This is a genomic window from Conexibacter sp. S30A1, assembly GCF_023330665.1.
GTDB lineage: Bacteria > Actinomycetota > Thermoleophilia > Solirubrobacterales > Solirubrobacteraceae > Palsa-465.
Genome location: NZ_CP097127.1, coordinates 315677 through 328412, shown reverse-complemented (window position 1 = coordinate 328412; position 12736 = coordinate 315677). Strand labels below are relative to the sequence as shown.

The window sequence follows — 12736 nt, the reverse complement described above, 5'->3', positions numbered from 1 at the left end:
CATGCGGCTAGCGGAGCTCACTGCGCGGGCGGGCCGAGCTTGCGGGCCTGACCGGGCGGCAAGCCACCGGCGTGCGGGCCGCCGGGCAGCTGCCCGGGTGGCCCGTTCTGCTGTCCTGGCGGCCCGTTCTGCTGTCCGGCCGACTGATTTTGCTGTGCGGGCGTGCTCTGCGCGCCGGCGGACGTCGCCGTCGTCCCGGTCGTCGCCGTCGAGACTGTCGTGCTCGTCAACGCCACCGCGGTGTGGCTGGCCGTGAGCTTGCGCCGGACCCGCACGTGGCGGTGCCCGCCAGTGCGGCTGTGCGTGCCGGTGACGGCCGCTCGCCGCGCACTCCCACCGACCAGCAAACCGGTGAGAGTGAGCGCCACCACCGCAGCGAGCAGCGTGCCGGCGGCAACCGCACGACGCGTGAGCCGCGTTGCGACGGCGCCCGTTCGTAACGGCACGGTGGCCGCCAGCGCCGCGGCGTCAGCCTCAGCGACCGGCATCACCAGCGTCTGCACGCGCGTGACCGCGGCCTGCGGATCGTCGCCCTGCGCGATCTCCGCCAGCTCAGCTTCCAGCTCGGCGGCATCGGCCGGGCGTCGTGCAGGGTCCTTGGCGAGCAGGCGAGCGACCAGCTCGCTCAACCCCACCGGCACGGCTGGCACAAGCTCACACACCTGCCGGGGCGACGCGCTCATGTGCTGAGCGAGAACCGCCGCGGGTTGATCGCCCTGAAACGGCGGCCCTCCTGTGAGCAGCTCGTAAAGCACGCACCCGAGCGCATAGATGTCGGAGCGGGCGTCCGCTTCGGCGCCGTGCGCGAGCTCGGGAGCCAGGTATTGAGCCGAGCCAAGCACGGTCGCGGTCTGCGTCAGCGTGGCGCCCTGGTCAAGCCTGACGATGCCGAAATCAAGCACCTTCACGGTCCCCGCATCGTCAAGCATCACGTTCCCGGGCTTGATGTCGCGGTGCACGATTCCGGCTTGATGCGCCGCCGCTAGCGCACTGGCGACCTGCCTGCCCACGGCCACCGCCAACCGCCACTCGAATGCGCCGGTCTCGCTCAGGATCCTGTCCAGGCTGCGTCCGCTGACGCACTCCATGACGATGAAGCGCTCCACGCCGTCGCGGCCCGCGTCGAACACCGTGACGATGTTCGGATGCGACAGCGCCGCCGCCGCGAGCGCCTCACGCTCGAACCTGGCAACCGCCACCGGGTCGTCCGCGCTGGTGGCAGGCAGGCACTTGACCGCCACGACACGCTCAAGCGCCAAGTCGCGGGCCCGATACACGACCCCCATGCCACCACGCCCGAGCACCTCGCCCAGCTCGTATCTTCCCGCGAGGATCACGCGTCAGTCAACCACCAGGAGCGCAGCGCCGAGCGCCCCGCCGAGATCGCCGAGTGAAACCAGCTGCACATCGGGCATCGTGTGTCCACGGAAGAGGTGCTTCTCCATCGCCTCGCGGATCCGCTTGACGTACTCCTCACCGAAGCGCACCCCCAGCCCACCGCCGATCAGCACCGCCTCCACATCGAGCAGGTTGACCGCGGAGGCTGCACCCGCCCCGAGCGCCGCAACCGCCCCGTCAATCAGTTCGATCGCGAGCTCGTCGCCACGGTCCACCGCCGCCGCCCACACGGCACTGGTGAAGCGCACCCGCTGCTTCTCCTCCATCAGCTTCAGCAGATGCGACTTGCGCCCCTGCTCCATCTCGTGCCGGGCGTGGGCCTCCATTGCCGCGCGACCCGCGTAGGCCTCAACGCAGCCCTCGTTCCCACACGGGCAGTGACGACCGCCCACGTGAATGACCATGTGCCCGATCTCGCCCGCGCCGCCACGACCACGCCACGGCTTTCGATCGAGGATCAGGCCCCCGCCCACCCCGGTACCCCAGAAGACGCCGATCAGTGAGTTGTAGCGTTTGGCAGGGCCCAGCGCGTACTCGGCGCCGATCGCCACCTGGACGTCGTTGCCGACGGCCACACGCGTTTCCAGCAGCTTGCCGAGCTCGGCTGCCAGCGCGTAGCTGCCTTCCCAGCCTGGCAGGTTGCCGGCACTCGAGATCGTTCCCGCCGCCGCGTCCACTGACCCCGGTGATCCGACGCCCACACCGCGCAGCGCAGCGGTGGACGTGCCCGCGCCCGCCGCCGCCTCCTTCATCGTCGCTGCCATCTCCGCAGCCACATCCGCGGGACCGCCACTGGTCGGCGTCGGGTGGCGAGCCGACCCCAACACCTGGTTTGCAGCGTCCACGACGATCGCCTCGATCTTCGTGCCGCCGAGGTCGATGCCGCCGCGCAGGACCGGTTGCTCTTGTGTTGTGCTCATCATCGGATTATTCAGCGTCTGCTCTACCCGCGCGGCCGCTTGCTTGAACGTATAGGCTTCGTCGGGTGACCGGTGTCGCCCTCGACAACGTCGAGCCGTACATCAACATCTCGCCCAAGGCCTACGAGCACCCGGCGGATCGCGCCGCAACGGCGGCGCTCAGGTCGATCCCGATGCTCGAGACGCTGGTGCGCAAGCTGATCGAATGGCGCTACGAGCGCGCGCTGCGCCAGTTCTACCTGGGCACCTCACTGAAGGTTTCAGAGGAGCAGGTGCCCGAGCTGTGGTCCTCGCACCGGGCGGCGATCCGCATCCTCGATCTGCCGGAGACCTACGACCTCTACCTGACCACACCGGTCCCGGGCATGGCCGTGACGATCGGCTCGCGCAAGCCGATCATCGTCGTCGACTCCGCGGTGCTCAAGCGACTCGGAGCCGGCGAGCAACGGGCGATCCTGGGCCACGAGCTCGGGCATGTGCTCTCAGATCACGTGCTCTATATCACCGCGCTCAACATCCTGCTGGCCGCCGGCGGCTCACTGCCGATGCTGCTGGGGCTGCCGTTCCGCGCCGTCAAGACGGTCCTGCTCGAGTGGTACCGCGCCGCCGAGCTGAGCTGTGACCGGGCCGCGACGCTGGTCGTGCGCGACCCGCAGATCGTCTGCCGCATGTTGATGGTCGCGGCCTCGGGCCTGCCCGCCGAGGAGCTCAACCTCGACGCGTTCATGGCGCAGGCGATGCAGTACGAGAACTGGGATGACCCCTCCGATCGGGTGCGACGCTTCTTCTGGGAGATCAACGTGACCCACCCCTACGCGGTCAGGCGCGTCTCGGAGGTCATGCGCTGGGTGCAGAGCGGCGAGTACGACCGGATCCTGCGCGGCGACTACCGCACCCGCGACCAGGAGGCCGATGTCCGCGCCGAGGCCAGCGACGCCATGGAGTTCTACGCCGAGCGCTTCCGCTCGACCTTCCGCGACATCGGCGAGAACGTCACGAGCCTCGGCAGCCAGATGGGCAGCGCCGCCGACCAGCTCGCCGGCTGGCTGCGCAACCGCGGCGGGCGCGGCGATTCCGACAGCTGAGCGCCCCGGAAACGGGCCCGGCCGCGCTATCCTTTAGTTGCAACATCAACAATAGACGGACTGTCCGGATTCGCACCGGACACGCCCGCCGCATGGTGAAAGGAGCGCAAAATGCGTCTGCACTTCATCTCCCGGCTGGCCCTGTTGATCGTCGGCGCTTTCCTCGTGGTTGTCTCACAGGAGGGAGCTTGGACCGGCAGCACACTGCAGTGGATGTTCGTGGTCGGCGGGGCGCTCGCGATCGTGATCGCCGGCGCTGACGCGGGGCTGGACACGATCGAGCAGCGTGGCCTTGACTTCCTCACCGCCCTGATCGGCGCGTGGATGATCGTCGAGGTGCTCGCATTGAACTCCGGCACCGCCAAGTGGTGGTCGTTCGGCTCAGCGGTCGCCGTCATGGCGCTGAGCGCGATCGGCCTGGTCATCCATGAGTGGAGCACCGAACGCGTCGTGCACGAGTTGCGGGTGACCCACCACGAGGATGTCCGCCGCCGCACGGAGGAGCCCACGTCGCTGGCCGGCTGACACGTCGGCCGCGACCCCCAGCTGGCCGGTTTTGATTCTGGGCCGGCGCCCAATGCGCCGGCCCAGTTTGATGCGGGCGGAGGGACTCGAACCCCCAAGAGCAAAGCCCACCGGCACCTAAAGCCGGCGCGTCTACCAATTTCGCCACGCCCGCGGGACGCCCGCACGCCTCGCGCGAGCGCGCCAGCAAGTCTAAACCGAAGCGTGCCGCCCCCGGTGGGCCGGTGATCTCCGCGCTCGGCTAGCCTTGAGCCGATGCTCAGCTTCAGCGACCGGCTCGCAGGCGGCGGGATTCTGCTCGCCGACGGCGCCACCGGAACCAACTACCAGGATATGGGGATGGAGCCGGGCGTCGCCCCGGAGGAGTGGGTGTTCGACGCCCCCGAGCGCGTGATCGACCTGCACCGCCGCTTCGCACAGGCCGGCTCCGAGCTCGTGCTCACCTGCTCGTTTGGCGGCTCACCCGTGCGGCTCGCCGACGGGGCGCTCGCGGGCCGCGCACAAGAACTGAACCGACGCGCGGCCGAGCTCGCGCGCGAGGCGGTCGGCGGCGAGACGTTGGTCGCCGGCTCGATCGGTCCGACCGGCCAGCTGGTCGAGCCGCTCGGGCCACTCGGGCACGACGCGGCGGTGGCCGCCTTCGCCGAGCAGGCCCGCGCCCTGGCCGATGGCGGCGTGGACCTCCTGGTGCTCGAGACGTTCTTCGCACTGGACGAGGCGCTGTGGGCGGTCGAAGCGGTGCAGGCCGCGACGAACCTGCCACTGGTCGCCTCCTTCAGCTTCGACCAGGGCACTCGCACGATGATGGGGCTCAGCCCCACCCAGGTGATCGCCGCCACCGAGCCGCTCGGACTGGCCGCCGTCGGCGCCAACTGCGGGCGCTCGCTCGAGGACATGGCCGCCGTGCTCGCCGAGTTCACGGCGACCGGAACGAACACCCCGCTCTGGATCAAGCCGAACGCGGGCGTCCCCCAGGTCACCGCGCAGGGGGTCGTCTACCCCGAGAGCCCCGAGTCCTTCGGCGCGACGGTCGCCGGTTTCAAAGACGCCGGCGCCCGCATCCTGGGTGGCTGCTGCGGCTCGACCCCAGCCCACATCGCCGCGCTGCGTGCGGCGCTCGCAGCCTAGGCTCAGGGCGCCAACCGCTCGAGCCGCCAGCCTGAGCCCCGCTCCGGCAGGTAACGGATGCGGTCGTGGAGCCTGTCGTCGCGCAGCTGCCAGAACTCATAGCTGACAGGCCGCACACGCAGCCCACCCCAGGTCTCCGGCAGCGGCAGCTCGCCGGTCGCGTAACGCTCGGCGATTTCTGCCACGCGCTGCTCAAGCCACTCACGGCCAGCGATCACCTGGCTCTGGGGCGATGCCAGCGCGCTCAGCTGGCTGCGGCGCGGGCGACTGTGTACGTAGGCGGCCGTCTCCTCGGCCGAGACACGCTCAACCGGCCCCTCGATACGCACCTGCCTTGCCAGCGGCTCCCAGTAGAACAGCAGCGCAGCACGGGGGTTGTCGTGAAGCTCCCGGCCCTTCCGGCTGTCATAGTTGGAGAAGAAGACGAAGCCGCGCTCGTCGAAACGCTTGACGAGCACGTATCGCGCCGATGGGGCGCCGTCCGGCGTTGCGGTCGCTACGACCGCCGCCTCCGGCTGGGCCAGCCCTGTCTGGGCGGCGAGCCCGAACCACGCGGTGAACTGCCGCAGCGGATCGGGGTCAACATCCTGCTCCCGCAGTGGGACTATCGCGTTGGTCATGGCACGAGGTTACGTCGAATCAGCGGGAGAGCGAAGCCTCGCAAGCGCGCACCAGGCCCGAGCGCGTTTCGCGCAATCCACGACGCGTACTAGACCGTAGCCGTGTGCGTGACTTCCACGATGTCACTCGGCCCGCAGCCCAGGATCATCGTGGTGTGGCAACAGCGTCAGGCACCTCTCAGACACCCCGCTTTGCGGACCGCGGCGATGCCGGCCTGCGCCTGGCGCAGCGGCTCGGCGGCTACCGCTCCCACGAGCCCGTCGTGGTCGCCATCGGCCCCGGCGCGGTACCGGTCGCGGCCGAGGTGGCACGGGCCCTGGAGGCGCCGCTCGACGCCGTTGCGGTACAGCCGCTGACGCTTGGCCGGGGCCCCAGCAGGCGCTTTGGCGCCGCGGCCGAGGGCGCGGTCACGCTCTTTGACCGCAGACACCTGACGGCCGTGAACGCGCGGCCAGAGGCAGCCGACACCGAGATCATCGACGCACAGCAACGCCTCGAACGCCAGACCCACAGCTGGCACGCCGCCGGCGGGCGTGTGTCACTGAGCGGACGCGAGGTGCTGCTTGTCGCCGACACTGTCGCCGACGAGGAGCTCGCTGCGGCGGCGGCGTGTGAGGTGCGCGACCGCGGCGCCCAGCATGTGACGCTGGCGGTGCCGCTCGCGGGCCTGAGCACCGCCGAGACCCTGGTCGACTGGGTCGACGAGCTGATCTGCCTGGCCACTGCTAAGCAGACACCTGCAACCTCAAGCCTGTACGCCAACGATCGGCTGCCGAGCGATGCCGAGGTCACCGAGCTGCTCGTGCAGAACAAACGTGAGCGAGATGCGCGCAGAGCGCCCCGGCATGTTTGAGACACGCATTCATGGGCGCGGTGGCCAGGGTGTCGTGACCTCAGCCGAGCTGTTGGCGGTCGCCGCCTTCCGCGAGGACCGCCAAGCGCAGGCGTTTCCCAGCTTCGGCTCAGAACTCGGGTTTCGCAGTTCATAGGCCGGCGGCTGCCCATGCTTGCTGGACTTGGTTGATTTCCTGGGTTGTGGGGGTTCGGGCCTGTTCGGGTTGAAATTGGGTGGCGATGATCACTCGTCGTAGCTTGGCGAGCATGTCCTGGAATGATGGGGTGGTCTTGGAGACATACCAGGGGGCGCGGGCGCGATGCTCTGTGACGATGTCGGGGTGATGTCCGTAGAGCGCGTACCAGATGATCGTGAGGTCCATCGCCAAGAACTGGAATGGGACGGTCCGTTGCACGGCTTTCTCGGTCCGGTTGCGGGCATCACCGACGCCGAACAGTTCTTTGCCGTCCTGGAAGGCGACTTCGATCGGCCAGCGGTCTGCGTAGCGTTCGACGATCTGCGCGGCGGTGGCGTGAAGGTCGGTGGTGATCAGCGCGATCTGGTAGCCGCACGGCTTGGTGTCGTCTTTGACGAGGATCACACGGACCGGGGTTTCGGCGCCGAGCGGCTCCCACAGGCAGTTGATCTCAGCCAGCTCGAGCGTCTCGGTTTTGCTGTAGCGCCTGACGGTCGTCTTTACCCATTCGGTGGCGGGGTCGGCTGCGATCTGTTGAAGGCTTTCAAGCTGTTTGCCCCATTTGCGTGGCCGGCCGCGTTTGCCGGTGCGCGGCGGCGCAGGGGCGTAGATCACCGCGTTGCTACGCAGCCTCGATGTGATCGTCACCCGCTTGGGTGCAGCACGCCACGCCTGGCTGATGTAGGCGCTGTCACCGACCACGTTGATCTGGCGATCCGGCAGCCGTTTGGCGAGCAGGCAGACCATCGCCCTGGCCAGCTTGACCTTCCCGGGCCGCTCAGGATCGGGCTTGTGCTGCTTGACGAACTGTTCGCGCCGCGGCTGCCAGAGCCGGAACAGGACCGGCAAACATACGGTGCGCTGCAGGAACGGCAGCTTGACACAGATCCCGGCCACGATCCAGTTGTTCCCCCACGCGACCGAGCCTGAGCGGCTGTTGGCGGTCGCGTCGTGATGCCAGAAGGTGCCGTGGATCCGGCGTCCCCTGCGTTTCAGGAGCGTGTCGTCGACCGCGACCAGCACGCTCGCACCCGGTTCTGTGAACCGCTCAACGATCAGGCAGGCGAGCCGTAACCCGAGCTCGTCCACGGACCAGCGGGCATTGGCGAAGAACCGGTGGCAACGCGCGTGATGCCACACCCCCGACAGCCTTGAGCCTGTCAGCATCCCGGTCACGCACCGCAGAGAGGTCTGCGAGACCTGACCGACCAACACCCCCCGGAACGTCTCAAACGTGGGACGGGTGAAACACGACTCAAACAGGACAAGCAGCTCGTTCAGCGAAGATGGGACGCAGAGCATCGGCGGCAGCCTCCAAGAGAAGCCGCGCAGCGTGCCTCCCCTTGGCCGCGACGGACGGGTTATGTTGACAGCAACCGCTTTCGCGCAAGCCGCCGATGCTCCTTCCCCGACACCGCGCCAACAGGCCACACCAGCCCGCCACGGCCCCGTCCACCACCACCTGCTACGCCGCTATGCCGCTACAGGCCCAAAAGTGCGAAACCCGAGTCAGAACGGACAGGTGCGCCCGTGGTTTCCTTCTGCCGTATCGACGACCGCGTGATCCGCACGCGCGAACCGATCACAGACCCCGACGCGGTGATCGTCGTCGACCCCACGCTGCTGCATCACGTCGACGTCTTCGGCGGCCTCAAAGCCGGCGGCTACGTGCTGATCAACAGCTCGCGCAGCGTCGACGAGCTCGGCATCGAAAGCCTCAACGAGACCGCCCCCGGAGTCACACTGCTGACCGTGCCCGCCACCGAGCTGGCGCGTGAGCACCTCGGCAGGCCGCTGCCCAACGCGGCGCTGCTCGGCGCCTTCGCGGCGCTCACCGGCGTGGTCAGCGTCGACTCGGTCGCCGCCGCGATCCGCGAGCGCTTCAGCGGCGAGACCGGCGAGGCGAACGTGCGCGCGGCGCGGGCCGCGGCCGGATTCGTGGCGCCTTCCAGCGGGAAGGCGCCACAGGAGGAGAGGCTCAATGCTTGAGCAGATCGAGGGTTCGCAGGCGGTCGCGCGGGCGGTGGCGGCCTGCCGGCCGGAGGTGATCTGCGCCTACCCGATCTCACCGCAGACCCACATCGTCGAAGCCCTCTCGCGGCAGGTGAAGTCCGGCGCGCTCGCGCCCTGCGAGTTCGTCAACGTCGAGTCCGAGTACGCGGCGATGTCGGTCGCGATCGGCGCCAGCGCGACCGGGGCCCGGGCCTACACCGCCACCGCCAGCCAGGGCCTGCTGTACATGACCGAGGCGCTTTATAACGCCTCGGGTCTCGGACTGCCGATCGTGATGACGGTCGCAAACCGCGCGATCGGCGCGCCGATCAACATCTGGAACGACCACTCCGACTCGATGTCGCAGCGCGACTCCGGCTGGATCCAGCTCTACGTCGAGTCAAACCAGGAGGCGGTGGACGTCCACCTGCAGGCCTTTCGCCTGGCCGAAGCGGTGTCGCTGCCGGTCATGGTGTGCATGGACGGCTTCATCCTCACGCACGCCGTCGAGCGAGTCGAGCTGCCGGAGCAGGAGCAGGTCGACCAGTTCCTGCCCACCTTCGTACCACGCCAGCAGCTCGACCCCGAGCACCCGTTGACGATCGGCGCGATGGTCGGGCCCGAGGCCTTCACCGAGGTCCGCTACCTCGCCCACTACAAGCAGATGCAGGCGCTGGATCTGATCCCGGAGGTGGCGGGGCTCTTTGAGCAGCGCTTCGGCCGCAGCTCCGGTGGCCTCGTGCGCCGCTACCGCTCAGACGACGCCGAAACGATCATCGTCGCGCTCGGCTCGGTGCTCGGCACGATCGAGGACGTCGTCGACGAGCTGCGCGCAACCGGTGAGCGCATCGGCGCGGTCGCGATCCGCACGTTCCGCCCCTGGCCGGCCGCCGAGGTGCGCTCAGCGCTCGCGGGCGCGGGGCGCGTGATCGTGCTTGAGAAGGCGCTCTCGGTGGGGATCGGCGGGATCGTCTCACAGAACGTCCAGGGCGCACTGGCGGGGCTGCCGGCGAGCGTGCACACGGCGATCGCCGGCCTCGGCGGACGCCCGATCACCAAGGCGTCCCTGCGGCAGCTGTTCGCAGCGGCCCGCGCGGGCCGGCTCGGGGAACTCACCTTTGTCGACCTGAACCACCAGCTCGTCGACGCCGAGATCCAACGGATGCTCAGCGACCGGCGCTCCGGACCGCACGCGGAGAACATGCTGCGCGACGTCGGCGTCGTCGGCGCCGGACCGGTCTGATCGATCAGCGAGAGGGAGCGATGTCAGCGACAAGACTGAAGTACTTCCAGACCGGCAGCTTCGCTGCGGGTAACCGGCTCGTCGAACCCGACCAGCGCGCCGTTCAGTCCGACCCGCAGCGCGCAAACGCGATCACCTGCGGGCACCGTGCCTGCCAGGGTTGCGGCGAGGCGCTCGGTGCCCGCTACGCGCTCGACGCCGCGCTGCGCGCCACCGACGGTGACCTGATCGCCACCAACGCGACCGGCTGTCTGGAGGTGTTCTCCACACCCTATCCGGAGAGCTCCTGGCAGGTGCCCTGGATTCACTCTCTGTTCGGCAACGCAGCGGCGGTCGCGACCGGCGTCGCCGCCGCGCTCAAGGCCAAAGGCAACACGCACACGCGCGTGGTCGGGCAGGGCGGCGACGGCGGCACGGTCGACATCGGCTTCGCGTGCCTGTCGGGCATGTTCGAGCGCGGTGACGACGTGCTCTACATCTGCTACGACAACGAGGCCTACATGAACACGGGCGTGCAGCGCTCCGCCGCCACGCCGCCGGCCGCCTACACGACCACCACCCAGGCCGTCGGTGACCAGCCCGGCGCCGCCTGGGGCCAGGGCAAGGATGCGGCGCTGATCGCGCTCGCGCACGAGATCCCCTACGTCGCGACCGCCACGATCGCCGACCTGCGCGACCTGGAGCGCAAGGTACACACCGCGATGGAGATCCGTGGCGCACGCTACATCCACGTGCTCGTCACCTGCCCACTGGGCTGGGGAGCCGCCTCAGCCGACTCGATCAAGCTGGCGCGACTGGCGATGGAGACCGGGATCTTCCCGGTCTGGGAGGGTGAGCACGGCGATGTCGTCTCGGTCACCAAGATCCGCCACCGAACCCCGGTCGAGGAGTACCTGAAGCTGCAGACGCGCTTCCGCCACCTGTTTGCGCCGGTGCGCCGCGACGATGTGATCGCGCGCATCCAGGCACGCGCCGACCGCAACATCGCGCGCTTCGGGTTACTCGAGGCGCTGGATGAGGACCAACTGGACGAGGCAGTGGAGGTGGACGTATGAGCTCCGGCACACCGGCACCGCCGTTTGCGATCACCCTCGACGTCGGCTCAAGCCGCGCGAACCTGACCGGCTCCTGGCGGACCGAGCGACCCCAGTACGTGCGGCTGACAGCACCCTGCGGCGCGGGCTGCCCGGCGGCCGAGGATGTGCAGCAGTGGCTCTATCACGCCGAGGAGGGCGGCTACGAAGCGGCCTGGCGCAAGATCATGGAGCGCAACCCGTTCCCCGCTGTCTCTGGACGGATCTGTTACCACCCCTGCGAGACCGCCTGCAACCGCGCCCAGCTGGACGAGGCGGTCGGCATCAACTCGATCGAGCGCTTTCTCGGCGACCAGGCGCTCGCAGCTGGCTGGCAGATCGAGCGGCCGGCGCGTGACGGCGGCAGGCGTGTGCTGGTGATCGGCGCCGGCCCATCGGGCCTCTCGGCCGCCTACCACCTGGCGCTGCTCGGCCACCACGTGACCGTGCGCGACATGGCTCCGGCGGCCGGCGGGATGATGCGCTACGGCATCCCCAAGTACCGCCTCCCGCGCGAGATCCTCGACGCCGAGATCGCGCGGATCGCCGCCCTGGGCGCCGAGTTTCAGCTGGGCGCGCACGTCTCCGACGTGGTCGCCGAACGGGCCGCAGGCAGCTATGACGCGGTCTTCCTCGCGGTCGGCGCGACGCTGCCGCAGCGCACCTACATCCCCGCCGGCTCGGCCGCCAAGATCGTCGATGCGATCGCGCTGCTGCGCGACGCCGAGGATGGGTCCGCCGGCCCGCCGCTGCTGGGCCGGCGGGTTGCGGTCTACGGCGGCGGCAACACGGCGATGGACGCGGCGCGCACCGCCAAGCGCCTCGGCGCCGAGGAGTCGATCATCGTCTACCGGCGTGACCGCTCGCACATGCCCGCACACGAGTCGGAGCTGATGGAGGCGCTCGCGGAGGGCATCCAGGTCAAGTGGCTGACGACGATCACCGCCGCCGACGCTGGCGAGCTCACGGTCGAGCGGATGGAGCTCGACGAGCACGGTCGCCCGCAGCCGACCGGTGAGTTCGAAAAGCTCGGCGCCGACGCGGTCGTGCTCGCCACCGGCCAGGTCAGTGACCTGTCGCTGCTCGAGGGCGTCGCCGGGATCGAGACCGAGGACAACGTCGTGAAGGTCGACGGCAACATGATGACCGGACACGCGGGCATCTTCGCGGGCGGTGACATGGTCCCGGCCGAGCGCACCGCGACCGTCGCGATCGGCCACGGCCGCCGAGCCGCGCACGGGATCGACCGTTGGCTGCGCGGCGAGCCGGCCGACGAGGGGTGGGGCCTCGCGGACAGCGCCAGCGCCACCGGCGTCGGCCCCGCCCCGATGACGGCACAGGTCCCGTTTGAGCGGCTCAACACCTGGTACTACTCGGATGCGCCCAAGACGGTGCGGGCGGAGCTTGACGCGGTGCGTCGCAGCTCCACGTTCGATGAGGTCGTGCTCGGCCTGGACGAGTCAAACGCGCTGTTTGAGGCGCGCCGCTGCATGTCCTGCGGCAACTGCCTGGCGTGCGACAACTGCTACGGCGTCTGCCCCGACAACGCGGTCGTGAAGCTCGACCCACCCGGCGCCTACGCCTACGCGTTCGACCTCGACTACTGCAAGGGCTGCGGGGTCTGCGCCGCCGAGTGTCCGTGCGGCGCGATCGAGATGGTGCCCGAGCCAATCTAGGCGCTCAGTTCTGCGAGGGCCCGGCGAGCTGCTACTGGCCCGCC

At 69.3% G+C, this 12736-nt stretch carries 12 protein-coding genes, 1 tRNA gene and 1 pseudogene; 9 read left to right on the top strand and 5 right to left on the bottom strand.

The annotated features are described in order from the left end of the window. Positions 1-17 precede the first annotated feature (17 nt). Together M3M54_RS01680 and M3M54_RS01675 are read right to left on the bottom strand one after the other, a co-directional pair. Complete coding sequence (locus M3M54_RS01680; RefSeq protein WP_249020460.1) at positions 18-1337, bottom strand: protein kinase; 1320 nt, start codon at positions 1335-1337, stop codon at positions 18-20. 3 nt (positions 1338-1340) lie between these two features. Next, a complete protein-coding gene (locus M3M54_RS01675; protein WP_249020459.1) occupies positions 1341-2318 on the bottom strand; it encodes an ROK family protein in 978 nt (325 codons plus the stop codon). Between the two features lie 65 nt (positions 2319-2383). Between M3M54_RS01675 and M3M54_RS01670 the strand changes: the two genes are divergently transcribed. Together M3M54_RS01670 and M3M54_RS01665 are read left to right on the top strand one after the other, a co-directional pair. After that, a complete protein-coding gene (locus tag M3M54_RS01670; protein ID WP_249020458.1) occupies positions 2384-3403 on the top strand; it encodes a M48 family metallopeptidase in 1020 nt (339 codons plus the stop codon). Between the two features lie 111 nt (positions 3404-3514). Then, on the top strand, positions 3515-3928 hold the full coding sequence (locus M3M54_RS01665; protein ID WP_249020457.1) for a hypothetical protein: 414 nt from the start codon (positions 3515-3517) through the stop codon (positions 3926-3928). Between the two features lie 71 nt (positions 3929-3999). Here the strand turns inward: M3M54_RS01665 and M3M54_RS01660 are convergent. Then, positions 4000-4082: transfer RNA gene (locus tag M3M54_RS01660), tRNA-Leu, on the bottom strand. 101 nt (positions 4083-4183) lie between these two features. On the opposite strand from M3M54_RS01660, the gene M3M54_RS01655 reads away from it, so the two are divergent. Beyond that, positions 4184-5056, top strand: coding sequence for a homocysteine S-methyltransferase family protein (locus M3M54_RS01655; protein ID WP_249020456.1), 873 nt, complete (start codon positions 4184-4186; stop codon positions 5054-5056). A gap of 2 nt (positions 5057-5058) precedes the next feature. On the opposite strand, the gene pdxH is transcribed toward M3M54_RS01655, so the two are convergent. Next, positions 5059-5676, bottom strand: a complete 618-nt coding sequence (pdxH, locus tag M3M54_RS01650) for a pyridoxamine 5'-phosphate oxidase (protein WP_249020455.1) — start codon at positions 5674-5676, stop codon at positions 5059-5061. 155 nt (positions 5677-5831) lie between these two features. Between pdxH and M3M54_RS01645 the strand changes: the two genes are divergently transcribed. Then, entirely contained in the window at positions 5832-6530 is a 699-nt protein-coding gene (locus M3M54_RS01645; protein WP_249020454.1) for a hypothetical protein, read from the top strand. Then, a pseudogene (locus tag M3M54_RS01640) lies at positions 6523-6645 on the top strand (2-oxoacid:acceptor oxidoreductase family protein); the annotation flags it as partial. The gene M3M54_RS01645 and the pseudogene M3M54_RS01640, both read left to right, overlap by 8 nt. 15 nt (positions 6646-6660) lie before the next feature. Here M3M54_RS01640 and M3M54_RS01635 read toward each other — a convergent pair. Continuing rightward, entirely contained in the window at positions 6661-8010 is a 1350-nt protein-coding gene (locus tag M3M54_RS01635) for a transposase (protein ID WP_249019411.1), read from the bottom strand. On the opposite strand from M3M54_RS01635, the gene M3M54_RS16695 reads away from it, so the two are divergent. From M3M54_RS16695 to M3M54_RS01615, 4 genes are read left to right on the top strand one after another with little or no spacing between them, the layout of a single operon-like run. Continuing rightward, positions 7900-8697 carry a 2-oxoacid:acceptor oxidoreductase family protein gene (locus M3M54_RS16695; RefSeq protein ID WP_371878632.1) on the top strand — a complete coding sequence of 266 codons (798 nt, stop codon included), beginning with the start codon at positions 7900-7902 and terminating at the stop codon, positions 8695-8697. The two genes, M3M54_RS01635 and M3M54_RS16695, sit on opposite strands and share 111 nt — an antisense overlap. Beyond that, positions 8690-9943, top strand: a complete 1254-nt coding sequence (locus tag M3M54_RS01625; RefSeq protein WP_249020451.1) for a transketolase C-terminal domain-containing protein — start codon at positions 8690-8692, stop codon at positions 9941-9943. Before M3M54_RS16695 ends, M3M54_RS01625 begins: the two co-directional genes overlap by 8 nt. A 20-nt stretch (positions 9944-9963) precedes the next feature. Beyond that, complete coding sequence (locus M3M54_RS01620; RefSeq protein ID WP_249020450.1) at positions 9964-10998, top strand: thiamine pyrophosphate-dependent enzyme; 1035 nt, start codon at positions 9964-9966, stop codon at positions 10996-10998. Continuing rightward, entirely contained in the window at positions 10995-12692 is a 1698-nt protein-coding gene (locus M3M54_RS01615) for an NAD(P)-binding protein (RefSeq protein WP_249020449.1), read from the top strand. Before M3M54_RS01620 ends, M3M54_RS01615 begins: the two co-directional genes overlap by 4 nt. Positions 12693-12736 lie beyond the last annotated feature (44 nt).